We start from the raw sequence: 24,911 nt of genomic DNA on the forward strand, positions 1-24,911 counted from the left end.
TCGCGATGGCCTGACGGCCACCCTTGACAGACATGGTCGCCCTCGGCCAGGCGGCCGGCCGCCGTCCGGGGCTGGAGGCGCGCCGGATCGCCACACACCCCCGCTGGCCCGGCGTCCGACGGTCGTCCAGGGCGGGGAGACGCGTCAGATCGCTACATGGGCGCCGTTTGGCGGCGTCCGACGGTCGTCTCGGGCGGGAAGCGCGCTGAGCCGCAGTGGGCGTAAATGCGTCGACAGCGGCGCCGGCACCCGGCACAGTGGCCGGCCGTGACGAGTAGTGAGCTGTGGAGCTGCGCGACCGCCGACCCCTACGACGCCCACGAAGCCGGAACTCCGACCGTGGACGCCGGAGTGACGCGAGCGGGGTGGACGCTGCGCCCTGCGGTGCCGGCGGACATCGAGGTGATCGCCGAACTGCGCGCCACGGTCATGCGTGCGGACCTGGAGCGCCTCGGGCGCTATGACGAGCACCTGGTACGGCAGCGGCTGCGGGACTCCTTTTCCCCCCGGTACACGTCGATCATCACGGTCGACCGTGAACTCGCAGGATGCGTCACGGTCAGGCCTGCCGAAGGCAGGCAGTGGCTGGAGCACTTCTACCTTGCTCCGCACCGCCAGGGCCAAGGCCTCGGATCCGCCCTGCTGCGCACGGTCTTGGAGCACACCGACGCGCAGGACATGACCGTCGGCCTGAACGTCTTGCAAGGCAGTGCCGCCCGCCGTCTCTACGAGCGCCACGGCTTCGTCGTGGAGGCCCAAGACCCGATCGACGTCTTCATGGTGCGCCCGCCGGGGGGCAGGGGACTCGGTCAGACGCCGACGAACGACGCCCACGTAGCGATCTGACGCGCCTCCCGGCCCCAGACGGCCGCCGGCCGCCGAAAAGGTGGAGGCGTGTGGCGATCTGGGGCGCTCCTGTCGCCCGATGGTGCTCTGGGCGTCGTTTCGTGCAGGGACGGGTCCCGGCTGCCCGCCGGCGGGTCTGCTGATGCCGGTGGGGCGAAAGGGCCACCGGGGCGGGAGAGGAAGGTCTCTGATGCGCCCGTATGCCTCATCCACCCCCCTGGCCGTTCCCCTGGGGGCGTCCCGGCAGAAAAAATGCCTCCGGGGCGGGTCGGTCGGTCAAGGGTGGCCCGCAAGGGCCATCGCGCAGCGACGCGACCGAAAGGGAGCGCCCTTGAGGGACCGGCCCGCCCCGGACACCATCAACTGCCCGGGACCCCCAGAACGCCTTCGATCCCGGGTCATCGGCTCCCGCCGGCCCCCACCCCGCCGTCCCCCACCGCCCCGAGTCCGCACCGCATCCCCTCACCCCCCGAACACCACCTCCGCCTCCGCCCGATACGCCCCTACCAGCGGCTGCACCGGCGACTGCGCCCCCGCCCGCTCCCCCACGACACGGCGCAGTTCCTCCGGCGTCGCGTGGCTCAGGAGCCAGCCACGGGTCCAGTGGGGGTCTGCGGCGCCGTGTGCCGCGCGCAGGCCCGCTTCGGCGGCCGCGAACGCGGCTCCGGGGACCTGCTCCGTGATGACCGGCAGGAGGTGTTCCTCCTCCGCCTCGATGTGGTCGCCGAGCAGGCCGCGCGCTCGGGCGAGCAGGGCCGCCAGTTCCGGCGCGCCGTGGGCCGGGTCGGCGGCGAAGCCGTCGGCGGCCGCATCGCACGCGGTCTGCAGGGCCTCCAGTGCGCGGTGGTCGTCGACGAAGCGGACGATGTCGGCGATGGCCCCTGCCGGGTCGGCCGCGGCGTCCAGGACCAGCGGCCACAGGATCTCGGCCTCGCCGCGGTGGTGGGCGCGGACGGCGCGGTGGTAGCGGCGCACGTACGCGGCGATGGCGGCGGCCCGTTCGGGCGACACCGGGCGTGCCCCGGCGGCGAGGTCCGCGAGCAGCCCGGCGAGCCGGTCGGCGTCGGCGAGGATCGCCCGGTGGGCGAGGCGGAGGCCGGTCAGGTCGGGAACCGCCCGCAAACCGCGCGGCGTTGCCGTGGTGACACGTTCGCTGTTCATGCGTACGACTGTGCGCGCCCGGGCTGTCCGTCCGGTCAACGTTCGATGAACGCCCCCGTCGGACCGTAGGCTCGAGGGCCCGTACGTACGCGCGCAGGGCCGTCCTGCGCCGTTCCCGCCGTCCAGCACCCTGGGAAGGCACGATGCCGTATTCCGGTCCCGGTCCGCAGTCCGTCGACCGTGCCCTGGCCATCCTCGACGCCGTGGCGGACGCGGCCGGGCCGGTCAGTGCCAAGGTGCTGGCGCGGCGGCTGGGGTGCTCGCTGTCGACGGCGTACCACCTGCTGGGTCCGCTCACCGACCGCGGCTACGTGGTGCGCACCTCCCGCGGGTACGCGCTGGGCCCCCGGATCCCGGGGCTGCACCGAAGTCTGCGGCGGGATCTGGAGCCGGCTCCGCGGATGGCGGGGCTGTTGGCGGGGCTGCGGCGGGCCACGGGGGCGGAGGCGTACTACACCGCGTACCGCGGCGGGCTGATCACGGTGGTGGACACGACGGCGCCGGTCACGGACGCCGGCAATCCGTTCACGCCCGGCCGGGAGACGCGCGCCCACGCCACGGCCCACGGCAAGGCGCTGCTGGCGGAGCTGCCGCGGCCGGTGCTGCGGCGGTATCTGGCCGAGCACGGGATGGCCCGGCTGACCGCGGCGACGATCACGCGGGCCGATGTCCTGGAGGCGGAGTTGGCGCGGGTGCGGGGGCAGGGGTTCGCGGTGTCGGAGGGCGAGGCGGATCCGGCGTTCACCTGCCTGGCGGTGGCCCTGCCGCGCGCGGCGGGCACGGACGGCGCGGACGGCGGGGCGGTGCACGCGCTGTCGGTGTCACTGCCCGGCGAGGAGTACCGCCGCCGGCCCGCGGAGCTGCGCGGCGCGCTCGTCCGCGCGGCGGCGCACGCAACGGCCGCGGCGGTGCCCGGCGGCGGCGGGGCGGCGTGAAGGCGGCACCGCGCGCCCGCAACCGCCGCCCGCACCCGCTGCGCGGAGCGTCCCCCGGATCCGCCTCCTGCACCCGCCGCCCCCGTCCGCTGCCCGCCCCCCTACCCGCCCGGTCGCGGGTTTTCCGACGATGCCGGAATTCCGGCCCGCCGTGCGTGCGGCGGGCGCGGGCGGCTGCCAGGCTAGGCAACATGATCTTCATCGCCGTCAGGTTCGACGTCCGCCCCGAGTTCAGCGACGAGTGGCTCGCGATCGTCGACGACTTCACGCAGGCCACCCGCAACGAGCCGGGCAACCTCTTCTACGACTGGTCGCGCAGTGTCGACGACCCGAACAAGTACACGCTCCTGGAGGCCTTCGCCGACGCCGAGGCGGGCGCCGCGCACGTGGCCTCCGACCACTTCAAGGCCGGCATGGAGACGATGGCCGGAGCCATCGCAACCACGCCGGAGATCATCAACGTCGAGGTGCCCGGCCAGGGCTGGAGCGCCATGGCCGAGCTGTCCCCGCGCGAGGCCTGAGCGGCCGGCCCGTCAGGTGGAGGTGCCGAGCAGGCGGGCTGCCGCCTCGCGCATCTCCACCTTGCGGACCTTCCCCGTCACCGTCATGGGGAACTCGTCCACGACGTGGACGTACCGCGGGACCTTGAAGTGCGCCAGCCGTCCGTCGCAGTACGCGCGGACGGCTTCCGCCGTGAGCGGCTCGGCGCCCTCCCGCATCCGCACCCAGGCCATCAGCTCTTCGCCGTACTTGGCGTCGGGCACCCCGATGACCTGGACGTCGAGCACGTCGGGGTGGGTGTGCAGGAACTCCTCGACCTCCCGCGGGTACACGTTCTCCCCGCCGCGGATGACCATGTCCTTGATGCGGCCGGTGATGGCGAGGTAGCCGTCCTCGTCCATGACGGCGAGGTCGCCGGTGTGCATCCATCCGGCGGCGTCGACGGCCTCGGCGGTGCGCTCGGGCTCGCCCCAGTAGCCGAGCATGACGGAGTAGCCGCGGGTGCACAGCTCGCCCGCTTCGCCGCGCGGGACGGTCCGGCCGGTCTGCGGGTCGACGACCTTGACCTCCAGGTGCGGCCCGACGCGGCCCACGGTGGACACGCGGCGCTCCACGGAGTCGTCGGCGCGGGTCTGCGTCGAGACGGGTGAGGTCTCCGTCATCCCGTAGCAGATGGACACCTCGGCCATGCCCATCCGGTCGATGACCTCCTTCATCACCTCCACGGGGCAGGGTGAGCCCGCCATGATGCCGGTGCGCAGGCTGGAGAGGTCGTACGTGTTGAACGCGGGGTCGGCGAGTTCGGCGATGAACATGGTGGGGACCCCGTACAGGGACGTGCACGCCTCGGCCTGGACGGCGGCGAGAGTGGCCGCCGGGTCGAACGACGGCGCGGGGATGACCATGGCGGCGCCGTGGCTCGTGCAGGCCAGGTTTCCCATGACCATGCCGAAGCAGTGGTAGAACGGGACGGGGATGCACACCCGGTCCTGTTCGGTGTAGTGGCAGAGCTCTCCGACGAAGTAGCCGTTGTTGAGGATGTTGCGGTGTGACAGGGTCGCGCCCTTGGGGAAGCCCGTCGTGCCCGAGGTGTACTGGATGTTGATCGGGTCGTCGGGGTCCAACGCGGCCGCTGCGCCTGCGAGTTCGGCCGGGTCGGCGGTGCGGCCGCGCGCGAGGAGGGCTTCGTGGTCGGGGCCGTCGAGCAGGACGGTGAACTCCAGTGCCGGGCAGTTCGGCCGCGCTTCGGCGATCATCGCGGCGTAGTCGGAGGTCTTGAAGCGCTCGGCGGCGATGAGCAGCCGCATCCCGGACTGCCGGACCACGTACTCCAACTCGTGGAGCCGGTAGGCCGGGTTGACGGTGACGAGGATCGCGCCCATCTTTGCGGTGGCGTACTGGATCAGCGTCCACTCGGCGCGGTTGGGGGCCCAGATGCCGACGCGGTCGCCCTTGGTGATGCCGAGGCCGAGGAGGCCGAGGGCCAGGGTGTCGACGTCGGCCGCGAACTCGGCGTACGTCCAGCGGCGTCCGGTGGCCGCCTCGACGAGGGCGTCGCGATCGGGGAACCGGCGTACGGTGCGGTCCAGGTTCTCCCCGATGGTGTCGCCCAGCAGGGGCACTTCGCGGGCACCGGATGCATGGCTCGACGCAGCGGACACACGTTCCTCCTCGATCGGTGGCGGTGCATCCTAGCGGCCCGGAGGTCACTCCTCGATGGCGCCGCCGAGGCTTCGGAGGTGGCGGCGGAAGGTGTACGAGGGGTCGGCTTCGCGGAGCACCAGGTAGTCCTCGAAGGCGGTCTGGCTGCGGAGGCTGCGGCCGGCCCGGATGAGGCGGGCCTGTTCGCGTTCGGTCCGCATGATGTGCCGGGCCGTGTCCAGGAGTTCCTCCACACGGAACGCCTCGGCGAAGAGGACGCCGTCGGCGTCGCCGAAGACGACGTCCCGGTCGGTCACCAGGTGCGGTCCGAAGCGGGCGCCGGCGGCGGCGTCCGGTTCCGGGTCGTCGAGTCGGACGGGGCCGGCGGGGTGGGTGCCGTAGCTGAAGACGGGCAGGCCGATCTCGGCGAGCTCCGGGGTGTCGCGGTGCAAGCCCCACACGGCGATGCCCTCGACGCCCGCCTGCCCGGCTTCCAGGACGGCGAGGTCGCCGATGCAGGCCTCGTCGTCGCGGCCGCCGTTGTCGATGACCAGGACGTCGCCGGGGCGGGCCCTGCCGTAGGCCTCCAGGAACGCGTCGACGCTGCCGTAGTGGCGCACCGGCAGGGCGGGGCCGGCGATGCGGTGGCCGGGCACGACGGCGGCGATGCCGGGCGGTGCGACGCGCAGGGGCGCACCGGTGCGTACGCACGCGTCGGCGAGGAGGGGGGTGGACAGGTCGGCGAAGTCCTTCAGCATGGGCCCGTTCCCTTTCGGAGTGCGGACCGCCGCGGGCGGTCGCGGTCGGCGGGTCGCGGCCGCGGCGGGAGGGGTCCGGGCGGCCGGCCGTCACCATGGTGCCGGGCCGCGGGGCGGGAGGGGTGCTGCTCAGGGGATGTCGGTGTCGGAGGGTTCCGCCTCGTAGGCGTGCGGGTCGTCGACCATCCATTCGACGAGCGGCGAGTCGCCGAGGACCATCTCGTCGGGGTCGGGCACGCCGGCCCGGCGCAGGAACTCGATGACGTCGGCGTCGCTGCGGGCGAGGCCGAGGACGGTGTCCCGGCCCTCGGCGCGCAGGGACACGCGGCGGCCGCCGGCGGGTGAGATCCCGTGGACGAGGATCGGGGCGTGGTGCATGGGGCCAGCCTCCGCCGGGACGGGCGGCACCGCATCCGGAGGGCGGGCGGGCGGCGGTCGGCCGGGGGGCGCGGGAGTGGGCAGGGGTGGGTGGCGGAGGGCGGGATTCGGACAAAAGAGCTCCCCTTCGTGACGTGCACCTGACATTTCAAGGTCTTCGTGGGACCTTCCCCTCGCACGTCGCACGGCTCTCTCCCCCGGTACGGGCCGGACACCGCCTCCGCCCGCCCGGGCGCACGCCCGCGCGGCCCTCCCGCGGCCGCGCGTCACACCCCACGAGGACGTGGCGAAGAGGAGCGACAGATGAAGATGGCGACTTGGCCCGGACTGACCGTCCTGGCCGCCGGGCTGCTCGTCGGCACCGCGGTACCCGCCGCCGCCCTCGGCCCCGCGGCCGAGCAGCGGCTCGACGGGTCCATCGCGGTGGCCGGCAACACCTGTACGTGGACGAACGCACGCACCAGCGCCAACCCCCCGAGCACCCTCACCGTCGACCGCACCAGCATCAATGCCCCCGGCGGCAACCTGAGCTGCGCCGGCGGGATCACGGCGACCCTCAACAACAACCCGCAGTTCACCTTCGACGACGCCGCCGGCACGGCCCGGACGGACGTCATCGACATCACCGGCAAGCAGAGTTTCATCTCCTGCCGCTACAAGGCCTCCGGCATCACCTGGAACCGGGAGGGCGACACCCGCAAGTACGTCAACCAGGCCTTCACGGCGACGAAGGTCTCGGGCAGCTTCCTGTGCCCGGGGTCGGTGACCACGGCCGCCGGCGGCGCCTCGATGCTCTTCCGCTGAGTGGCGGGCCCGCCCGCCCCGCACCGCGCGGGCCCGGGCGGGCGGGCCCGGTGCGGCTGCCGGGTCAGGCCTGGCAGACGCCCCGCTCGTGGTCGAACGTGGCGGTGTCACGGGAGAACTGCCACTGCGGGGCGAGCAGCTGCTGGTTCAGCTGACCGGCTGCCGCGGGGCTCTCCACGATGTAGCCGAAGTCCTGGAGCCACGCCGGGTAGAGGTTCTTCGAGCCGATGTAGAACGCCGATCCGTCCACGGCCACCAGCTTGTGGTGCTGGGCGTACGGGCGGCCGTCGGCCCACTTCGGGCTCTTCGAGCTGCGGAACGTGGCCAGCTGGAGGGTGGAGCACATGGCGGCCTTGGCCTTGGCCTGGTCGCCCGTCAGCAGTGCCAGGCGGGCGCGCAGGACGTCGCTGATCTCGGAGAGCGACTTGATCTGGGAGTAGCCTCCGCTGCCGACGGCGCCCCGGTTCTCCGGGTCGCTGACCACGATGCGGACCTTGACACCGGCGGCCATCTTCGCGGCGAGCGCGTCGTAGACGCGGATGTCGTAGCGCGGCAGGGGCGGGCAGGTCGCGTTCATGTCCTGCTGGGAGATCTCGATGTGCCGCTCGGCGCTGGAGATGAGCGTCCGCAGGGCGCTCTCCTCCGGGTTGACGGTGTCGTAGTCGCGGTCGGCGTTGGTGTTGTCGTGGAGGCCGACGACGCCGCACTTGGTGTCCGGGGCGGCGGGCAGGGTCGGCTGGAACGCGGACGCGGGGTCGTTGCGCCTGATGCCGACGCCGAGACCGCCGACCGCGATGGCCGGGACGCCGCCGGTTCCGGCCCGGTCGCCGCGGGTGCCCGCGCCGGGCTCGGCCGCCGCGGCGGCGGCGTTCTCGCCGGCCAGGGCGGGCGTGCAGGCGGCACCGTTCGAGGAGGCGAACCAGACGCTCGCGAAGTTGCCCTTGTTCCGGCAGGTCCAGGACCACAGCTCGTCGAGGTACCGGCCGGCCGTGCCGGCCGCCGGGCCGCGCAGGGCCAGGGAGACGTCGGCGACGGGGTGCGCGGTCTCCAGGTAGTCGTCCTTCCAGCTGTTGATGCCGCCGGTGATGACGGAGCTGCCGTCGACCACGAGGAGCTTGGAGTGGTTCCAGGAGAACGCCGTCTTCGACGTGGTCATGGAGGCGACGTTCAGGTCGATCCGGGAGGCGGCGTCGGGGCCGAGCTTGGCGACGAGCTCGTCGCGGTACTTCGACGGCACCACGTTCACGTGGTAGACGGGCGCGGCGCCGACGAGGATGCGCACCTTGAGCTTGTTCCCGCGCGCGGCCGCGGTCTTGAGCCCGGCGACGATCGCGTCCTGGAAGCCGCCGTTCGGGAACGGGGCGAGGGTCGATATGTCGACCGTACGCGTGGCCTGCGCGATGTTCTCCGTCGTCTTCGCGAGAAGGCGCTCGGCGCCGGGGCGGGAGGCGCAGGTGTCGTCGCCCCAGCAGCCGGGCGTCTGGAGCAGCCAGTCGCCGCCGCCCGCGGCGGAGGCGTCGAGGGTGTTGCCGGCGGTCCGCTCCCACACCGTGCCCTCGAGGCCGGGCGAGACCTGGCGGAGCATCTGCTCGACGGAGTCGAGGTGCGGGGCCGGGCCCGCAACCGGGGCGGGGCCGTTGCCCGGGGCGGCAGCGGCGGGGCCGGCGGCGCACAGGGCCAGCATGACCGCCCCGACCGCGGCGCGGGTGGCGGGGGCGGAGGGGCGGAAAAGGGTATTGCGGTGCAATGTGACTTCCTTGCAGGAGGGATCGCCGTCGCCGCAGAGGGGGCCCGGCAAGATCAACTCGCGGAAGTTACCACTCGGTCAGATGGTCGAAGAATCCGATGAGTACGTTTCGGCCACACCGTCAACTTGGCCCCCCCACCTGCCCGATCCGGCCCCTCGCGCGCCGCCCGGCCGTCCCGGAAGGCCCGCCCGACACGGGGCGAACGCCCGTTCCGGGACCTCCGCGAGGGGATTCGGATTGGACAACCGCACGCGTGAGCGACCACGATGATGCGCGCAACATCGCGGCAGCTCAGGGGGGCAAACCGGTCACATGGTGTCGTTCCTCCGCTCGGTCCGCATCGTCCCCAATTCCGACACCGGAGAGATTTCGCCATGAGCTTCGGCGACCCGAACAATCCGTACGGCCAGCCCCCGCAGGGCCAGCCCGGCTACCCGCAGCAGGCCCCGCAGGGCGTGCCGCCGCAGTACGGCTACCCGCAGCAGCCCGCGCCGGGCGCGGCCCCGCAGTACGGCTACCCGCAGCAGCCGGCCGCCGCCCCGTACGGCGGCTACCCGGCGCCCGGCATGCCCGGCGCCGGCATGCCGGAACTCGCCCACTGGGGCCTCCGCGTCGGCGGCTACCTGCTCGACATGCTGATCATCGTCGGCCCGATGTACGCCCTCGGCTTCATCGACCTGGCCACGGCCTCGAACTCGGCGACCGCCGAGCCCGGCATCTTCTTCACCATCGGCATTCTCTACGCCCTCGGCATGGCCATCTTCCAGCTGTACAAGGAAGGCGCCACCGGCCAGTCGATCGGCAAGAAGATCGTCGGCATCAGCGTGCTCCGCGAGGCCAACGGCACCCCCCTCGGCTTCGGCATGGCCTTCGTCCGCAAGCTGGCCCACGTCCTCGACGGCCTGCCCTGCTACATCGGCTGGCTGTGGCCGCTGTGGGACGACAAGAAGCAGACGTTCGCCGACAAGGTGTGCAGCACCGTCGTCGTCCGCGTCCCCAAGGTCTGACCGCTCCTCGGACCTCCCCCGCCCGGCAGCGCTCCCCGGCGCTGCCGGGCGTACGCGTTCCCGGGCCGGCCCGCGGCGGAGCCTGCCCGGCCGCCCCGCCTCAGGCCGCCCGTGCTGCGGCCTCCGCGCCGGCCCCCGGCCGCGCCGCGTCACCCGCGCCGCCCGCCCGCGCGTCCGCTTCGGCGAGCGCCGTCCGCAACCGCCGGGCCTGCACGGCCAGCTGGGACGAGCCCGCCCGCTCCGCCGCCCCGGCGAGCCCCTCGGGCGCCGGGCCGGCCGCCCCGCACCCCTGGGCGCAGTCCGCGGCCACGGCCAGCACCTCCCCCGCGCCCCGCGCCCCGGCGCCGTCGGCCAGCAGCGCCGGCAGGGCCTGAGCGAGCAGCGTCCACGTCAGGCGGTACGCGCCGGTGGCGGCGGCCGTGCGGGCCGCGTCGGCGAGCCGGTTGGGCTTGACCGTGCCGAGGGCGAGCAGTTCGGCGAGGTCCCGCCCGAGCAGCGCGGCGTCCAGCTCCCCGCGGGCGGCGAGGACCAGCAGGGCGTCCACCGCGGCCAGCCGGTCCTCGGCGTGCCGGGCGCCGAGGCCGGTGGCGACGGCCAGGTGCAGGACGGGGCCCGCCGGGCCGCCCAGTTCGGCGATCCGCGCCAGCAGCTCCCCGGCCCCGCGTTCCCCGACCGTGGCGCAGGCGGTCAGCGCGGGCAGCAGCCAGACGGCCTGCGTCTCGCGGTCCTCGGGCATGACGGAGTGCTGGGCGAGCTCGTAGCCGCTCCAGTGGTAGCAGCGCCGGCCCGTGTCGGCGTACGGGCGGCCGAGCCGCCGGAACTCGGCGGGGAAGGAGCCGTCCTGCAGTGCGGGGCGCTCGGGCAGCTCGACGACGATGCGCGGCACCGTCTCGCGGGTCCTGTCCCACCCGAGGCGGCTCGCCGCGGAGGCGGGCTCCTGCACCCGGCGCGCCGTGCGCGGCGGCTCCCCGGCGGAGGCGAGCCAGGCGGCGAGGCGCCCGCCCTCGGCGGTGCCCAGCGCGGAGGCCGCCGCGGCGGCCTCCGGGTCGCGGCGGACGCGCAGCAGGGCCTGGGCGAAGTCGGCCGGGGCGGGTGCGGCGCCGAGGCGCCCGTACTCCGCGAGGCGGGCGACGAGTTCGAGGGGCTCCAGCGTGCCCGTGTCCCAGCTGGGGGTGGCCAGCAGGAACGGCAGCGGGTCGGTCAGGGTGCGGGCCGCCGCCTCCCGGATCCGGGCTGTGGTGACCGCGCCGAGCGCGGCGTGCACGCAGTCGTGCGGGTAGCCGACGCCCCGGCGGCTCCCCGCGGTCCGCAGGTCGACCGCCCGGACGCAGCCGAGCACCGTCGCGGCGACGAGTTCCACGCCCTCGAACCACTCGGGGTCCGTCCAGCCGTCGGCCTGGAGCCAGCGGCGGTCGGCGAGGGCGGGGTGCAGGACCGCGGCGAGGGCCGCGCGGTCGCGGTGGGCGTGGCGGACGAGGGCGTCGAGGGCGGTTTCGAACTCCGCGGGGTCCGGCTGCCGGGCGTGGGTGGGGGCGGCGACCAGTTCCACCGTCGCGGCGAGCGATAGGTCCGCGGCCGGCGCCGTCCGGCGGCGCTCCGGCGCCGGCGGCAGCACGTCCTCACAGGGCCCGGCCGCGGCGCCGCCTGCGGACGCGCCGAGGAGTTCCGCCGCGGCGCGCCGGTGCACCGGGCCGAGGAGCCCGGCCTGGTCGGCGAGTTCGGCGCGCAGGGCATCGTCCTCGGGCCGCAGGTGTGCGGCGGCGAGCCGCAGGGCGCGCTCCTGGAGCGCGGTGTCCGCGTGCCCGAACGCCGCCGCGGCCGCGGGCAGCAGCACGGCCCGGTCGTCGGGGCTTCGCCGCAGGGCCTTGCCGAGGAGCACGAGCTGGGCGCGTACGAGCTTCTTCTCGGGTCGGAAGAGGACGGCGGCGGACATCTCGGCGAGCTGCTCGGCGGTCAGCCGGCCCGCCTCGGCCAGGCCGGCGAGGATTCCCTGGGCGTGCCCGGCGAGCGGCGAGGGGGCGTCGCCGGCCATGGCGATCCAGTCGCCGGTGCGCGCCTGCTGCTCGTCCTGGGTGAGGTCGAGGGCCTGCAGGAGGTCGAGGTAGAAGGACAGGTGGGCGGGGCGGCCGCCGCGCAGCAGGCGGGCCGTGCAGCCGTCGGCGAGGACGCTGCGGTCGAGGAGCCCGTCCGCGGCGAGCCGGGCCAGTTCGGCGGGCCAGCCGCTGCCGTCGGTGGAGCGGCCGTACCAGGAGAGCGGTTCGGCGGGCTCGGCCGTCTCGAACAGCAGGGGGACGAACGCGCGCAGCTGCGGCTCCTCCCGGAGCGCCGCGCGCAGCGGCCGGCCGCGGCCGGCGGAGCGTCCGGGGCCGCCGGTGCTCATCTCGCGGACCCAGCCGTTGACGAAGGCGTCGCCGGTGGGCAGGGGGCAGTCGGCCCGGCGGACGAGTTCCCGGATGAGGGGGTAGTCCTCCTCGGCGGTGGCGGCGCGGGCGGCGAGGCGGTGCGCGACGTCGCCGAGCCAGGCGGGGTCGCGGTCGGCCAGGACGTGGAGGAGGAGTGCGGTGCGCCGTGCGGGGTTGTCCGTACGGAGGTCCCGGGCGGCGATCCAGGCGGCGGCGGCCGCGGCTCCGGTGTGGCAGGCGGCCCCGGCGAGCAGCAGGCCGCGGCGTATGCGCTCCCGCTCCTGCCAGCGGGACCAGTCCCAGCCGCGGACTTCGCGGCGCAGGGCGGTCAGTTCGGGTACGAGGGTGCGGCGCTCGGCCGGGGTGAGGGGCCGGAGCAGGGCGGGGAGGGCGTCGCCGGCGCTCCGGCGTACGGCTTCGAGGACGGCGGCGGTGCTCATCGGGTTCCTCCGGAAGTGCGGGTGGCGGCGGTGCGGGCGGCGGGGGCGGCGGCCCGGGCGCGCCGGGCCATGCGTACGGCGAGGGCGTGCTTGCAGGGGCCGCGGCGGCCGCGGTGGTCGGCCCACCACTGGCAGGTGCAGCTCAGCACCCCGCCGGCGGACTCGCGGACCTGGTAGCGCCGCCCGCCGGAGGCGACGGTCGCGGTGGCGTCGGCGCGCAGGGAGACGTTGCCGTCGGCGAGGAGGGCGCGGGCGGCGCCGAGCCGGGGGTTGTGGCGTTCGGCGCGGGCGGCGTCGTAGGGGAGTTCGCGGTGGAAGTAGGCGGCTTCGGCGGCGTCGTAGCCGACGCGGCCGGCGGTGCCGAGGCGGACGAGGGCGGCGCGGACCCGCGGGACCGTCAGCCCGGACTGCTCGGCGAGGTCGGCGGTGTCGATCCGCGGTTCCCAGGCGAGGAGGACGGAGACGAGTTCGGCGTCGGCGGCCGCGTCGTCGGTGGCGAGCGCCTCGAGGACGCCGCCCTCGCCGGAGAAGCCGCGGTGGGGCTCCGGGGAGAGGGTGAGGGTGAGCCGCATGCCGGGGGCGGCGACCTCCCAGGCGGAGGCGGTCGCGGCGCCGCCGTGTGCCGCGGGGCCGTAGACGCGCAGGCCGGTGGCGTGCCGCAGGATCCGCTGGAGGGCGGCGAGCCGCTCGGGCCCGGGGAGGCAGACGGCGCCGGGAACGGGCCGGGTGGTGGGGCGCAGGGTGGCTCCGGCGGGGACGACCCACAGCGGGGCCGCCCGTCCGGTGGCGCCGCTGCCGCCGGGCGCGGTGCGCGGCAGGGTGCGCAGGAAGCGTACGGCTTCGGCGGCGGAGAGCTCGGCGCGCAGGTCGAACGCGGCGGAGACCACCTGGGACTCGGCGAAGCCGCGCAGCCAGCGGTCGGGCAGCGGCACCTTCTTCTCGACGACGGGCCCTTCCAGGGTGGTGACGGCGAGGTCGTCGGGGCCGACGCGCAGGTGCATCGGGTCGTCGCCGGCGAGCCGCGACAGGGCTTCCCGCAGCGGGTTGTTGACGTCGACGTTGGTGGTGCCGTGGCCGGTGTCGGCGCCGTCCAGGCCTTCCGGGAGCACGTCGAGCCGGGCGTAGACGCCGCAGCAGCCGGAGAACGACTCGAAGCGGAGCCGGTCCCCGTTGGCGGTGACGACGGGGTCGAGGGAGGCCCGCAGCGTGCGCTGGTGGTAGCGGGCCGCGGCGACGTCGGCGACGGCGAGCAGCCCGCGGGCTGCGGCCTGCGGCGAGCGCAGGAACCCGGCGAAGAAGCTCGGGTGCTCCTCGGCGCCCACGGGTGTCAGCCCTCCGGCGGTCTCCAGGCCCAGGAGGTGCCCCTGCGGGTCGGAGGTGAGGGACGACGGGCGTGCGTAGGCGAGTGCCTGCATGGATCGGCTCATGGGCGTCAACGTAGGGGCGCGCACTGACAACCGGACGGCCCGTCACCCGCCGCGGCGAGCGCGCCTGGTGGTGGGCCGCGCCGCGGCGGGGCGCCGACGGGCGGGCGTCGCGTTCGCACACGAGGAGCACCCGGCGGCCGTCACACGACGACGGACGCCGGGCCGCCGGGGCGCCGGGCCGCCGGGGCGCCGGTGCACCCCCGACTGGGATGGAGCCCGTATGGGCAGCATCCCCGCCACGGATCCCGTACGGGCAGCGCCCCGCTGCGGACACCCACGAGGGCGGTTATCGGACCCGCGGTTCACGGTGGTCGATCCACCGCGTTCGCAAGTGCGCTGACGCGACGGCTCCCGAAGCGGCCGATTCCGCACCGGCCGGTCCCGCGACCCTGCTGTAGCCCGGGACGCGCGGGGCCGCGGCCGGCAGCCGCACGAGGGTCCTGCCGGACACCGGCGGGGCCCCCGGCCCCGTTCCGGGCGTCTGCGCCGGACCGTCGCGTCAGTCGCCGTCGGCCTCGTGCCGGCGCGGGGCCAGGCGTTCCACGACCTCCGCGAGATCCTCGCACACCTGCTCGATCCGCAGGCGGATGTTGTTCTGCTCGGTCACCAGCGCCGACAGCAGCAGCACGGTCAGGGCCGCGGAGCCGTTGAGGGCCTGGAGGTTGACCATGATGTCGAACAGGGTGTGGCCGGCGAAGGGGCCCGCCTGGTCGATCGCCGCGGAGATCGCGATGACGGAGACCAGCAGGGCGCACGGGGCGCCGCCGACGTGCTGGAAGCGGACGCCGGCCCAGATCAGCATCGGGAAGACGAGGAAGAGCACCGACAGCTCGCTGCGGCAGGCCACGGTGGTGACGAGGCCGCAGGTGACCAGCAGGGCCAGCGCCTCGGCCGCGCGGTAGGCGTCCGCCGGCAGGGTGACGTGCGGGAGGACCAGCAGCACCGGGGTGACCAGGAGCACGCCCATCGCGTCGCCCGCCCACCAGGCGGCCCACACCGGCCAGAACTCCGACGGCGGCAGGTCGCCGGTGGCGACGAGCATGCCGCAGCCGATGGTCGCGCTGATCAGCATGGCCGGAAGGCCCGCCAGGAAGACGAGGGCCAGCGCGTCCCGCAGCCGGTCCATCTGTGTGCGGAACCCGGTGCGCCGCAGCAGCAGGTACGCGCACACGGGGGCGAGGGTGTTGCCGAGGAGGAGCCCCGCGTCCCCGGGTTCGAAGGAGGCCAGGTGCTCGATGTTCATGTACGCGCCGAGCGTGATGCCGGGCCAGGCGCGCAGGCCGAACCACAGCAGGGCGGCGAGGGCGATGCCGGTGGGCGGCCACAGCGGGGTGACCATGGCGCCTTCGACGACGATGCTCAGCAGGAGCCCGGCCTGTCCGGTTGCGTAGTAGGCGACCGCGACCGCGAGGATCCTGAGGACGTCGGCGACGAGGGCTCGCCATTCCACGGTGCGCACCACAGCATCAGACAACAGGCACCGCCCCGGGGAGGGGCGTGACACGCGCTACCCGGCGCCCCGTCCGCGTTCGTCGTGGCTGATGACGAGGACGGCGGCGTCGTCGGCGTGGCCGGTGGAGTCGGCGACCTTCATGACCTCGGCGGCCAGTTCGGCGGGGTCGGTGCCCGCCGCCTCGCGTACGACGCGCAGGACGCGTTCGAGGCCGACGTCGAGGGGGAAGGCGGGGCCTTCGATGACGCCGTCGGTCAGCAGGACGATGGATCCGGCCCGGTCCAGCCTGCGGCGGGTGACGGCGTATCCGGCGCCGGGCAGCATGCCGAGGGGGACGCCGCCCTCGTCCTCGGCCATGCCGTAGCGGCCGTCGACGGTGGCCCATATCGCGGGGACGTGGCCGGCGCGGGCGCAGTCCAGTTCCCAGGTCTGCGGGTCGAAGCGGAGCAGGGTGCAGGTGGCGAAGAGCTCGGTGCCGGTCGAGAGCAGCACGTCGTTGGTCCTGCCGAGGACCTCGCCGGGGTCGTCGACGACGGAGGCGATGGCGCGCAGGCCGATGCGGACCTGGCCCATGAAGGCGGCGGCTTCGACATCGTGTCCCTGGACGTCGCCGATGGAGAAGGCGAGGGCGCCGTCGGGCAGCCGGAAGCCGTCGTACCAGTCGCCGCCGATGTCGAGGCCGTGCCGGGCGGGCGCGTAGCTGGCGGCGGTGCGCAGTCCGGGGACGCAGGGCAGGGAGCCCGGCAGCATCTCGCGCTGGAGGGCTTCGGCGAGCTCGACGCGGGCCTGCTGGTGTTCGGCGCCGGCGCGGGCGCGGGCGGTGAGTCGTCCGAGGGTGCTCAGCAGGTCGTCCGCGCTCTGCGACCGGGGGCCGCGGCGCGGGATCACGGACTGCTCCCGGCTGCATCCATGCGTCGCTCGTCCCTGCTCTCGGTTCTCGCGGCGTGCTGCGCCCCAGACCCGTGCCCATCATATTTGCAGGTCTGCGCGGGCCGCGACAGGTCCTGTGCCGTACGGTTCCCCGACGGTCGCATCACCGGCCGGAGCAGGGGCGGAGCGCCCGGGGGCGACCACGGGGCGTGAGCTATGTTGGAAGACGAGTGACATGAGAGGGAGGCACACCGGTGTCATCCGGGCAGCAGGCACGCGCCCAGGCGGCTGCGATCACGCCGAGCGGGCAGGCGCCCGACCACGAGAGGGCTCCGGGTGACCGGGTCCGCGCCCTGTTCGACGGCCGCCGCCTCTCGCCCGGCCAGCGGCGCATCGCCCAGTACCTGATCGACCACCTCACCGAGGCGGCGTTCCTGTCGATCACGGAGCTCGCGGAGCGGGTGGGCGTCAGCCAGCCGTCGGTGACGCGCTTCGCGACGGCGCTCGGGTTCAGCGGCTATCCGGCGCTGCGGGACGTCCTGCAGCCGATGGCGCTGAGCGCGGTGGCGGGCTCGCCGGAGGCCCGCGAGCAGTACCGGCGCAACGAGCTCCAGGCGGCCGTGGACGCGGAGATCGAGAACCTGGAGAACGTGCGGCGGCTGCTCGCCGACACCAACCAGGTGCTGGACATCGGGCGGGAGCTGGCCCGTTCGGTGCCGCTGACGGTGCTGGGCCTGCGGATCTCGGTGTCGTTGGCCGAGTACTTCGCGTACGCGGCGCGGCGCATCCACCCCGACGTGCGGCTGGTGACCCGGGGCGGCAGCGTCGCCTACGACGCGCTGCTGCAGTCGCGCGAGGCGGGCGGGACGTGGGCGCTGGCGTTCGCCATGCCGCGGCACGCGAAGGAGACGCTGTCGGCGCTGCGGGCCGCCCGGCACGCGGGGCTGAAGATCGCGCTGATCACCGACCACACGCTGGGGCCGCTGGTGGACGAGGCGGACGTCGCGCTGACCGCGGGGACCGGGGCGCGGCTGGTGTTCGACTCGTACGCGGCGCCGGGCATGCTGTCTGCGGCGCTGCTCCAGGCCATGGCCGATGCGGATCCCGAGCGGACGCAGGCCCGGCTCGAAGGGTACGAGCAGGTCGCCGACCAGCACGGTTTCTTCCTCTAGGGACCGGTTTGACCCGTAGTGACCTGCGGATTTTCATGCCGTCGAGGCGCATGTAATTTTTCATTCTCTTGTTTACTCGACGGTATATATGTTTACTGAGCAGCGCGCCGGATCCGTCAGACGCGCCAAGGAGGGCGACCCCTAACGCCCTCCCGGAACGGATACCCGGGCCGGACGACTCCTCCTCACGTCCTGGCCCGGGTGCCGGTCCCGGCAGCGGGTCCACCAGAGCGCTTGTGGCGGCCCCCGGTCAACCCCTGGGCCGGGGCCGCCGCCCACCGACGCCTCGATCACAGTTCGACACCCTTCGGAAGCGACGAGAATGCGCCAGACGCTCTCCCCCGCCCTGAGCCCCGACTGGCCCTGCCAGGTCAAGGCTCCGGGCACCCAGGACTGGGAACGCACGGCCATGCGCTGGCTCCGGGACCTGCTCCCGGCCCGCTACGGCAGCTACTCCACGCTGACCCGCAGCTCCGTCCTCCTCGCCCGGCACGCCCAGCTCCAGCTCCAGCACGAGATGCGGACCGTCCGCGTCGCCCTGGAGACCAGCCGGGCCGAGCTCCCGGCGCTCGGCGTCGGCGAGGCCGTCATCGAGAACTCGATCCGCATGTACGCCGTGGAACTCCAGCAGCTCGGCCGGCTGTCGCGGGCCGTCCGGCTCGTCGGCGACGCACTGCGCGCTACACCCAGTTGATTCCGGCGCGGGCCAGGAGCGGGTCGTCGACCAGCTCCCACAGCGGGACCGCGTAGTTCCCGAAGCCGTAGCGGCCGCCGTAGTGCAGGCCGAGGACGCGGTGGTCGGCGAGGTCGAAGACCGGGGAGCCGCTGTTGCCGCCGAGGGTGGAGCAGTCGTGCCGGACGGTGAGCCGGTCGGGAGCAAGGCCCGTCGTCGTCCCCGGCTGGAGCCGTTTGACGTTGTAGACGTCCATGAAGATGCGGCGCATCGCCTCGGGCTCGTTGCGGCGGCCGTCCTCCGCCGGGTAGCCGACCACGTACACGGGCCGGCCGGGCACGTCGCCGGGCGGATCGGCGGCCACCGCGAGCGGCGTCGCCGGAGCGCGGCCGTCCGAGGCGGTGTCCACGCGCAGCAGGGCCAGGTCGACCTCGGGGTGGATGCCGATGACCTCCGTGACGGCGAACTCCAGCGACGCGTCCCCGGGCGCGGTGTCCGCTTCCTCCGCGAGGTCCAGCCGGGCGGACATCCCCGCCCGGAACGTCCAGGACCCGCCCCCGCCGTCGCCGTCGCGGCCGGCGGAGAACTCGACGGCCACGTGGCGGTTGGTCATCACCACCCCGGGGGCGACGAGGAACGCAGTGCCCACCCAGGCCAGCCGCGGATGGCCCTCGACGTCGACGCGGCCCACACGGGCGAGCGACTCGCGGATCGCGGCCCGGTGCCCGTCCAGGACCGCCCAGTCACCCTGCTGGGAGGGGAAGTCGCGGCCCTGCACCAGGATCGCGGGCCGGCCCTCCAGCAGGACGATGGCCTCCACGCCGAAGTACTCGTCCTCGTCGACCTCGTCCGCGCGGCCCTCGGCGAGCTTCTCCAGCCCGCGAGCGCCTGCGGCCAGTACGCGCGCCCGCTCCTGAACGGCGCAGGCGGCGATCTCCCGGGCCGCCGCCCCGGCCTGCGCGAGGCCGCCCTCCGCCCCGGCGGGGAGCGGGGCCGACTCCGGAACCTCCGCCTCAAGGGCGTGCCGTACGCGGGCGGCCACCTCGCGCAGGTCGCCGAAGACCTGCTCGGGCCGGGTGGCCACCGGTGATCGGGCCGTCATCTCAGACCACCTCCGCGGGGTGCCGCCCGCCGAGCAGTGCCTGGGCGTCCGCGATCTCCCGGTGGACGGCGGGACTGTGCTCGGCAAGGTGCTGCATGATCGTGCCGATCTGGGTGCCGACGTTCACGAACGCCGTCGTCTTGCCCTGGTAGACGACGTCCTCGACGCGCCGGGTACCGCGGTGCAGGGCGACGACCGTCCAGTCGTCGGTGAGGACGGGCGATCCCGAGGACCCGCCGCGGGTGTCGGTGAAGTAGCGGACGTCCTTCGCGTCCGCCTCGTAGACCAGGTTGTTGCGCAGGGCGACGCGTTTCGGCTCGCCGCCGGGGTGCTGGATGATGTTGACGGGGACGGGCTCCTGCGGGGTGACCGCCAGCGGGGCGGCCGCGATCCGCAGGGGTTCGCGCGGCGGGCCGTCCGCCAGGCGGAGGACCGCGTAGTCGAGGCCCTCGTCCCAGGCGAGCAGCTCGGCCACGGCCACCTCGTCGGCCGGCGTCGCGCCCGAGGCGGCGTCCGCGCCGTAGTCGAACCGGCAGCGGGTGTTCCGCGCCTGGAGGAGGAGGTCCGCGGGATCGAGGGGGCCCCGGCTGGCGGCGGTCCGGGTGCGCGCGGTGACGACGTGGTGGTTGGTGACGAGCAGCCCCGGCGCGATGAGCCAGCCGGTGCCGGCGTGCGGGTACCCGCCCGGCCCGAGCGGCGCGCCCCCCTGGTACGGGGTCACCTTGAGCCGCGCCACTGCGCGGCCCGCGGCCTCGCCGGCGAGGAGGAACTCGAAGGGGACCGTGTCGTCGCGGAAGACGATCTCCTCCTTGGTCTCCCCGGCGGGCGGCTCGGGCACGTCGGGCTCACCTTCGGCCTCGCGCGCCACCTCGTCCAAGGCGCTCTGGAACACCGCGAGCGGGCCGGCCTCCGCCGTCTGGGCGACGGCGTTGCGCAGCCAGATCTCCAGCGGCACGGAGCCGTCCACGAGGCGCTCCACCCTGTTCATCGCCTCCAGGTCGGACTGCACCTGTGCGCCGGGGGCGGCCAGGACGGGCAGGACGCCCCTGTACCTGGGCATGATCCCGGCGAGCAGGAGGGGCCGCATCGAGGGATCGGCCAGCCCTGTCTCCAGGGCGGTGTTCCTGAGGCGGATGAGGTCCTCACGCGGCAGGTATGTGAAGTCCATGCGGTCCACGCCCCGTGGGGGCGGTTCCTTTCCGGTGTCGGGCGAGACCTGTTCGACCTCCGACTTGTCGGGTCTGCGGACAGCGACGCCCATGGCGGCCGCCACTCCGGAGACGAGGTCGCCGTGGTCGTCCCGCAGGACGATCAGGCGGCGGGCGAGTTCGTCGAGGGTCCCGCGGCGGCGGGCCTCCCGCAGCATCCCGGCCGTACCGCTGCCGGCCGGGTCGGCTGCCGGCGCGGCCGCTCCCGACAGGGCGGAGCTCTGCGGGCCGGCCCCGGCCCCGGCGGACCCCGGAGGCTGCGACTCGCCCTGCGCACCCGCGTCCTGCCCTTCGGTCGGCACGGGTCCCCCGGCCGGTACGGGCCCGCCAAGCCGTCCAGGCCTTTCGGGCCCAGCGGGCAGTGGGGGTGCCCCCAGCGGCGGGGGCCCGGCGGGCTCCGCCGGCGCAGTGGGCGGAACAGGCCCGGGCGCCGGGCCGGACCCGCCGGGCTGCACGGGCGCACCCGGTGGTGCGACAGGTGCCGGCGGCTTCGGCGGCTGCGGCGTGGTGCCGGCGGCGTCGGCGAGGACGCGGTGCAGGGCCTCGCCGAGCCGGGGCTGTTTGGCCACGGCCAGGCGGATCGATTCCGCCAGCTGCTCCAGGGCCGTGTCGTCGGCTTCGGGCAGGCCCAGCACCTTGAGGGTGTGGTCCAGTGCGGCCGGGTCGCGGGCGGACACCTCCGCGGCGACGGCCCGTACGAGGGCCGGCTGCTGCGCCATCGCCTCGTCGGGCAGCGCCCGCAGCCGCTCGGAGAGCCTCGTCACGGCCTCCGGCCCGGCATCGGTTGCTGCGGCGAGCCGGGAGCGGGCCAGGAGCGCGCCCATCGCGTCGAAGTCGCGGCCCAGACCGGTCGCGAGGTCCTCGGCCTCGGCGAGGTCCCGGTCGGCAGCCGCCGGATCGCCGTCCTCCTCCGCGAGCCGGGCCGCGAGCAGCAGCAGGTCCAGTTCGGCGTCGGCGTCGCCCGCCTCCTCGGCCCGGTCGATCGCCCTGTCCGCCTCGGCCCTGGCCTCCGCGCGCCGGTCGAGGCGGGCGAGGGTCTCGACCAGCAGCGGGTCGAGCACGCTGCCGGGGGTCCAGGGCCGGCGTTCCGCCAGCCGCGCCTCCGCCTCGGCGAGGTAGCCCTGCGCGAGCAGGTCCTCGACCTCCCGGGCGGTGATCCGCTCCCAGTCCTCCTGGTCGGCGTCGTGCAGCGGCAGCCCTGCGGTGTGCCCGCCGAGGCGGCCGTCGAGGAAGGCCGCAGACCGGGGTGCCATGTCCTCGGCGGCGCTGCCGAGGTGGCGTTCGACGCCGGGTTCCCAGCGCTCCTCCACGGTGCGGGGGCTCTCGTTGAGGCGCAGCCGGTGGTAGATCTCCTCGGCGCGGGCCTCCGCGCCGGGCCGGGCGGCGTAGAACTCCACCGCCCGCCGGGCGACGGCGCGCATCAGGACGGTGCCGGCGGTGTCGGACAGGCGCAGCATGATGGCGCGCAGGTCGGGGCGGTGGCGGATCCGGCCGGGCCCGGCGGGTTCCATCAGGTCGAGCCGGGCCAGCAGGCCGAACAAGGTCCGGGCCTGTTCCGCCGTGTCGACGCGCAGCCCGCACGGCTCGGCGAGGACGTCCTTGACCAGCTCGGGTGTGATCTTGCGCAGGGCCAGTCCGCCCTGGGCGAGGGCCCGGACGGAGGGGTTGGCGATGTGGCGCAGGATCCGGTCGTAGAGGACGCCCTGGACGAGCATCTGGTCCACCTTGCGCAGGACCTGGCGGCGCCGGGGCAGGCTCTCCACCAGCTCGCCCAGCTGGCCCGTGCCGTCCCCGACGATCATTGCGGCCCGAGCGGCGAGCTTCAGGCTGAGCGGATGTCCGCCGACGCGCTCGGCGAGGGCCCGGGCGACGGCCTCGTCCTCGATGCCGCGGCTGCGCAGGAGCGCGACGGCCGCGTCAGAGCCGAGTTCGCCGAGTTCGATGGTCAGGGGGTCGACGACGCGCGCGGGGTGGTCCACGGGGGCGCGGCCGGCGACGATCCACCGCAGCCGCGGGTAGGCCTTCTGCAGCACCGACCACATGGCCCACAGCCGGCCGATCGCCGGGTTGGCCCGGTACTGGGCGGCCTCGAACGAGTCGACGGCGACGACCAGAGGCGGGGCCTGCACGCCCGCCGGCTCCTCCGCGCCGGGACCGGTACCGACGGCCAGGGCCACGAGTTCGGCGACCTGCCGGACGAGTTCGGTCTCGCGCGTGCGGGCGGTGGTGTGGAACCGCTCGGCCGCGGTGCGCCCCATGCTCGACCGGGTGGAGGAGAGCCCGTACAGCTCGTCGATCTCGCCCTGCTCCTCGCGCTGGGTGCGGGCGGTCTCCTCGCATGCGCCGGCGAGGGCGTCGAAGGCGGGGCGGTGATCGGGGTACTGCACGCCGAGCTGCCGGGCCATTTCGGCGATGAGCGTGGCCGGTTCGTGGACGGAGAGGGTGGGCCGCGCGAAGTCCACGTACGCGAAGGGGAAGGGGAAGGGGGCCGTGACGTCGTCGGGGAGGCAGTCGAGGAGGAACTTGGCCAGGAGGGTGCTCTTGCCCATGCCGCCGAGCCCGTGGATCAGGAGCGGGGGCCGTTCGGCCGGGCCGGGGCCGCCGGCTCCGTCGTCGAGGACGTACGCGCGCAGCCGGGACAGCTCGGCGGTGCGGCCGCAGAAGGCCTGCTGGTCCATCACTCCTCCAACAGGCGGCGCAGCGGCTGGAGCAGGCGCACCCGCTCCAGCAGGTTCCGGAGCTGCCCGGGGTCGGGGATTCCGGCGGTGCCCGGGATCCGGGACAGCCACAGCACGGCCTGGTGGGCGGCGGCGAGGGCGTCCGCGTCGAGCCGCCGGGCGTCCGGGGGCCGCCCGCTGAGGTAGGCGAGCGTGATGCGTTCCGGTGCCGGGCCGGCCTGCACCTGGGCGAGGTTGGCCTCCAGGCAGCGCCGGGCGGCGGCCGGCCCGGGCAGGTCGGCGAGGGCCGCCTCCCGGATGTCGTCGCGCAGGGTCCAGACGGGCGGGTTCGTGGAGAGCGTCGTGCAGTCGTCGACGAGTTCCTGCTGGGCGCGTCCGGAGGGTTCGCGTTCGCCGGGCAGGCGCAGGGTGTCCGGTTCGAAGCGGACGAGCAGGCAGGCGGCCCGCCGGTAGGCCCGGCGGTCCTCGGAGGGGGCCGCCGGCTCCAGGGCCGCCGGGGCGCCGAGCTCGCGGAGCAGCAGGCGGGCGTAGTCGGCGCCGGGTGCCAGGGAGCGCCAGGTGCCGACGGCTGTCTCGGCGGCCGTGCACAGCCGGCGCATGGGGCTGTCGCCTGAGGCGGGTGCCTGTGCGGCCTCCCACACCGCCGCCGCGGAGGCCGCGGCCAGGCGGACGGCGTCCGCGGGGGGTACGGGGGCCTGGGTGAAGTACGTGCGGAAGAAGTCGTCGACGTCGTCGCGGCCGAGGATGCGGGCGGTGTCCCGGCACACGGTCTTGCGGATCTCGTACGGCAGCTGCGGCATCGTCGCCGGGTAGCCCAGCAGGACCAGCCGGGGCGCGCTGCCCTCGGGTGCGGGCCCGTGCTCGAACAGGGCCCGGGCCAGCTGGCCGATGGCGTCCCAGGCGTCGGAGGTCGAGGCGAGCCGGTCGCACTCGTCGAGGATGATCCAGAACGCCTCGGGGGCCGCGGTGGCGCGGGTGACGATCTGCTGGACGGCCCATTCGTGCGCGGACAGTGGATCGTTCAACGGTGCCGGATTCAACTGCGGGGGCTCGGCTTCGGGGTTGAGGCGTGCGGCGATCTGCCGGATCAGCTGGGCTGCGGTCGTCGTGTGCGTCAGCGTCACGCGGACGGGGCGGAATCCGCAGTGCTGGCCGAGGTAGCGGATGAGGCTGTAAGTGTAGGAGCGGCCGCTGTCGGGCTCGCCGTCGACGACGAGGACGGTCTTCTCGGGGTCGGCGAGGAATTCCCGCAGCCGTTCGCGCAGCTGTGCGCGGTCGATGAACACCTCGGCGCCGTTGCGCAGCACGCCCGCGCGGAAGTGGTCCTGGTCGGAGACGTGGGCGCGCGCGTCCTCCGCGAGTCTCGCCCGGAAGGCGGTGGCCTGGGCCTGCAATTCGAGCTGGCAGGCGAATTCGTCGAGACCGAGCAGGACGTCGAGGAGGAATATCTGGGCAGTGATGCTGTGCCGAACGGCCCGGACCAGGGCGGCGGCGTTGTCGCCGGCCTTGGAGGTGAGGCTGAGCGCGCCGATGAACGCACTCGGGTACCCGACCTGCCGGAGGCGGTCGTGGGGGTCGGGCGTGTCCAGGAGGTAGTCCCGCACCCAGGCGGTGACCACGCCCCATTCCGTGTCGGTGAGCGGCATTGTGCACCTGCCCGTCCGCCCGTGGGGGCGGCCGACGGATCCACTGGTGACATCTGTCATG

19 protein-coding genes are annotated in these 24,911 nt (G+C 74.7%); 7 read left to right on the forward strand and 12 right to left on the reverse strand.

The features are described 5' to 3' along the window. The first annotated feature begins 351 nt into the window (after nt 1-351). Complete coding sequence (locus IE170_RS15920; RefSeq protein ID WP_229884854.1) at nt 352-846, forward strand: GNAT family N-acetyltransferase; 495 nt, start codon at nt 352-354, stop codon at nt 844-846. Nucleotides 847-1,308: 462 nt separating this feature from the next. On the opposite strand, the gene IE170_RS15925 is transcribed toward IE170_RS15920, so the two are convergent. Then, entirely contained in the window at nt 1,309-2,007 is a 699-nt protein-coding gene (locus tag IE170_RS15925) for a hemerythrin domain-containing protein (protein WP_189810038.1), read from the reverse strand. A 143-nt stretch (nt 2,008-2,150) separates the two neighbouring features. Between IE170_RS15925 and IE170_RS15930 the strand changes: the two genes are divergently transcribed. Both IE170_RS15930 and IE170_RS15935 read left to right on the forward strand, forming a co-directional pair. Next, nucleotides 2,151-2,942, forward strand: a complete 792-nt coding sequence (locus IE170_RS15930) for an IclR family transcriptional regulator (protein ID WP_189810039.1) — start codon at nt 2,151-2,153, stop codon at nt 2,940-2,942. A gap of 191 nt (nt 2,943-3,133) precedes the next feature. Then, complete coding sequence (locus IE170_RS15935) at nt 3,134-3,463, forward strand: putative quinol monooxygenase (protein ID WP_189810040.1); 330 nt, start codon at nt 3,134-3,136, stop codon at nt 3,461-3,463. 12 nt (nt 3,464-3,475) lie between these two features. Here the strand turns inward: IE170_RS15935 and IE170_RS15940 are convergent, their stop codons facing one another. The 3 genes from IE170_RS15940 to IE170_RS15950 form a co-directional block, all read right to left on the reverse strand. Beyond that, entirely contained in the window at nt 3,476-5,104 is a 1,629-nt protein-coding gene (locus IE170_RS15940; RefSeq protein ID WP_189810041.1) for an AMP-binding protein, read from the reverse strand. A 45-nt stretch (nt 5,105-5,149) separates the two neighbouring features. Continuing rightward, nucleotides 5,150-5,842 carry an RraA family protein gene (locus IE170_RS15945; protein ID WP_189810042.1) on the reverse strand — a complete coding sequence of 231 codons (693 nt, stop codon included), beginning with the start codon at nt 5,840-5,842 and terminating at the stop codon, nt 5,150-5,152. A gap of 129 nt (nt 5,843-5,971) precedes the next feature. Further along, nucleotides 5,972-6,220, reverse strand: coding sequence for a hypothetical protein (locus IE170_RS15950; protein ID WP_189810043.1), 249 nt, complete (start codon nt 6,218-6,220; stop codon nt 5,972-5,974). A gap of 303 nt (nt 6,221-6,523) precedes the next feature. Between IE170_RS15950 and IE170_RS15955 the strand changes: the two genes are divergently transcribed. Beyond that, nucleotides 6,524-7,024: a hypothetical protein gene (locus IE170_RS15955; RefSeq protein ID WP_223856115.1), complete on the forward strand. Its 501-nt coding sequence runs from the start codon at nt 6,524-6,526 to the stop codon at nt 7,022-7,024. A gap of 64 nt (nt 7,025-7,088) precedes the next feature. Here IE170_RS15955 and IE170_RS15960 read toward each other — a convergent pair whose 3' ends face one another. Continuing rightward, nucleotides 7,089-8,771 (reverse strand): phospholipase D-like domain-containing protein, encoded by a 1,683-nt coding sequence (locus tag IE170_RS15960; protein WP_223856114.1) that lies wholly within the window; start codon nt 8,769-8,771, stop codon nt 7,089-7,091. 375 nt (nt 8,772-9,146) lie between these two features. Between IE170_RS15960 and IE170_RS15965 the strand changes: the two genes are divergently transcribed. Continuing rightward, complete coding sequence (locus IE170_RS15965) at nt 9,147-9,779, forward strand: RDD family protein (protein ID WP_189810044.1); 633 nt, start codon at nt 9,147-9,149, stop codon at nt 9,777-9,779. A gap of 100 nt (nt 9,780-9,879) precedes the next feature. Here IE170_RS15965 and IE170_RS15970 read toward each other — a convergent pair whose 3' ends face one another. From IE170_RS15970 to IE170_RS15985, 4 genes are all read right to left on the reverse strand, one after another. Beyond that, nucleotides 9,880-12,621 carry a DUF7824 domain-containing protein gene (locus tag IE170_RS15970; RefSeq protein ID WP_189810045.1) on the reverse strand — a complete coding sequence of 914 codons (2,742 nt, stop codon included), beginning with the start codon at nt 12,619-12,621 and terminating at the stop codon, nt 9,880-9,882. Beyond that, complete coding sequence (locus tag IE170_RS15975) at nt 12,618-14,048, reverse strand: SWIM zinc finger family protein (RefSeq protein WP_223856113.1); 1,431 nt, start codon at nt 14,046-14,048, stop codon at nt 12,618-12,620. The genes IE170_RS15970 and IE170_RS15975 overlap by 4 nt, the downstream gene beginning before the upstream one ends. Nucleotides 14,049-14,547: 499 nt before the next feature. Further along, the gene (locus tag IE170_RS15980; RefSeq protein ID WP_229884832.1) at nt 14,548-15,498 is read right to left on the reverse strand and encodes an MASE1 domain-containing protein; all 951 of its coding nucleotides are present in this window, start codon (nt 15,496-15,498) and stop codon (nt 14,548-14,550) included. A 57-nt stretch (nt 15,499-15,555) separates the two neighbouring features. After that, nucleotides 15,556-16,389 carry a PP2C family protein-serine/threonine phosphatase gene (locus IE170_RS15985; RefSeq protein ID WP_189810047.1) on the reverse strand — a complete coding sequence of 278 codons (834 nt, stop codon included), beginning with the start codon at nt 16,387-16,389 and terminating at the stop codon, nt 15,556-15,558. Between the two features lie 236 nt (nt 16,390-16,625). Between IE170_RS15985 and IE170_RS15990 the strand changes: the two genes are divergently transcribed. Then, nucleotides 16,626-17,543, forward strand: a complete 918-nt coding sequence (locus IE170_RS15990) for a MurR/RpiR family transcriptional regulator (RefSeq protein ID WP_189810048.1) — start codon at nt 16,626-16,628, stop codon at nt 17,541-17,543. Nucleotides 17,544-17,865: 322 nt separating this feature from the next. Continuing rightward, nucleotides 17,866-18,237, forward strand: coding sequence for a hypothetical protein (locus IE170_RS15995; protein WP_189810049.1), 372 nt, complete (start codon nt 17,866-17,868; stop codon nt 18,235-18,237). Here IE170_RS15995 and IE170_RS16000 read toward each other — a convergent pair. Genes IE170_RS16000 through IE170_RS16010 form a run of 3 tightly spaced genes read right to left on the reverse strand, consistent with a single transcriptional unit; the run spans nt 18,224 to nt 24,850 of the window. Beyond that, nucleotides 18,224-19,318 (reverse strand): trypsin-like serine peptidase, encoded by a 1,095-nt coding sequence (locus IE170_RS16000; protein WP_189810050.1) that lies wholly within the window; start codon nt 19,316-19,318, stop codon nt 18,224-18,226. The genes IE170_RS15995 and IE170_RS16000 overlap by 14 nt on opposite strands. 1 nt (nt 19,319) lies before the next feature. After that, a complete protein-coding gene (locus IE170_RS32665) occupies nt 19,320-23,204 on the reverse strand; it encodes a trypsin-like peptidase domain-containing protein (RefSeq protein WP_223856112.1) in 3,885 nt (1,294 codons plus the stop codon). After that, complete coding sequence (locus IE170_RS16010) at nt 23,204-24,850, reverse strand: P-loop NTPase family protein (protein ID WP_189810051.1); 1,647 nt, start codon at nt 24,848-24,850, stop codon at nt 23,204-23,206. Before IE170_RS16010 ends, IE170_RS32665 begins: the two co-directional genes overlap by 1 nt. Nucleotides 24,851-24,911: the final 61 nt, after the last annotated feature.

The organism is Streptomyces toxytricini (genome assembly GCF_014649915.1).
Taxonomy (GTDB): Bacteria; Actinomycetota; Actinomycetes; order Streptomycetales; family Streptomycetaceae; genus Streptomyces; species Streptomyces toxytricini.

Excerpts from the sequence above, each read along its gene's own strand:
- IE170_RS15975 (WP_223856113.1), bottom strand. The coding sequence starts at position 14,048 with ATGAGCCGATCCATGCAGGCACTCGCCTACGCACGCCCGTCGTCCCTC.
- IE170_RS16010 (WP_189810051.1), bottom strand. The coding sequence starts at position 24,850 with ATGCCGCTCACCGACACGGAATGGGGCGTGGTCACCGCCTGGGTGCGG.
- IE170_RS15965 (WP_189810044.1), top strand. The coding sequence starts at position 9,147 with ATGAGCTTCGGCGACCCGAACAATCCGTACGGCCAGCCCCCGCAGGGC.
- IE170_RS15950 (WP_189810043.1), bottom strand. The coding sequence starts at position 6,220 with ATGCACCACGCCCCGATCCTCGTCCACGGGATCTCACCCGCCGGCGGC.
- IE170_RS15970 (WP_189810045.1), bottom strand. The coding sequence starts at position 12,621 with ATGAGCACCGCCGCCGTCCTCGAAGCCGTACGCCGGAGCGCCGGCGAC.
- IE170_RS32665 (WP_223856112.1), bottom strand. The coding sequence starts at position 23,204 with ATGGACCAGCAGGCCTTCTGCGGCCGCACCGCCGAGCTGTCCCGGCTG.
- IE170_RS15945 (WP_189810042.1), bottom strand. The coding sequence starts at position 5,842 with ATGCTGAAGGACTTCGCCGACCTGTCCACCCCCCTCCTCGCCGACGCG.
- IE170_RS15995 (WP_189810049.1), top strand. The coding sequence starts at position 17,866 with ATGCGCCAGACGCTCTCCCCCGCCCTGAGCCCCGACTGGCCCTGCCAG.
- IE170_RS15935 (WP_189810040.1), top strand. The coding sequence starts at position 3,134 with ATGATCTTCATCGCCGTCAGGTTCGACGTCCGCCCCGAGTTCAGCGAC.
- IE170_RS15925 (WP_189810038.1), bottom strand. The coding sequence starts at position 2,007 with ATGAACAGCGAACGTGTCACCACGGCAACGCCGCGCGGTTTGCGGGCG.
- IE170_RS15930 (WP_189810039.1), top strand. The coding sequence starts at position 2,151 with ATGCCGTATTCCGGTCCCGGTCCGCAGTCCGTCGACCGTGCCCTGGCC.
- IE170_RS15955 (WP_223856115.1), top strand. The coding sequence starts at position 6,524 with ATGAAGATGGCGACTTGGCCCGGACTGACCGTCCTGGCCGCCGGGCTG.
- IE170_RS16000 (WP_189810050.1), bottom strand. The coding sequence starts at position 19,318 with ATGACGGCCCGATCACCGGTGGCCACCCGGCCCGAGCAGGTCTTCGGC.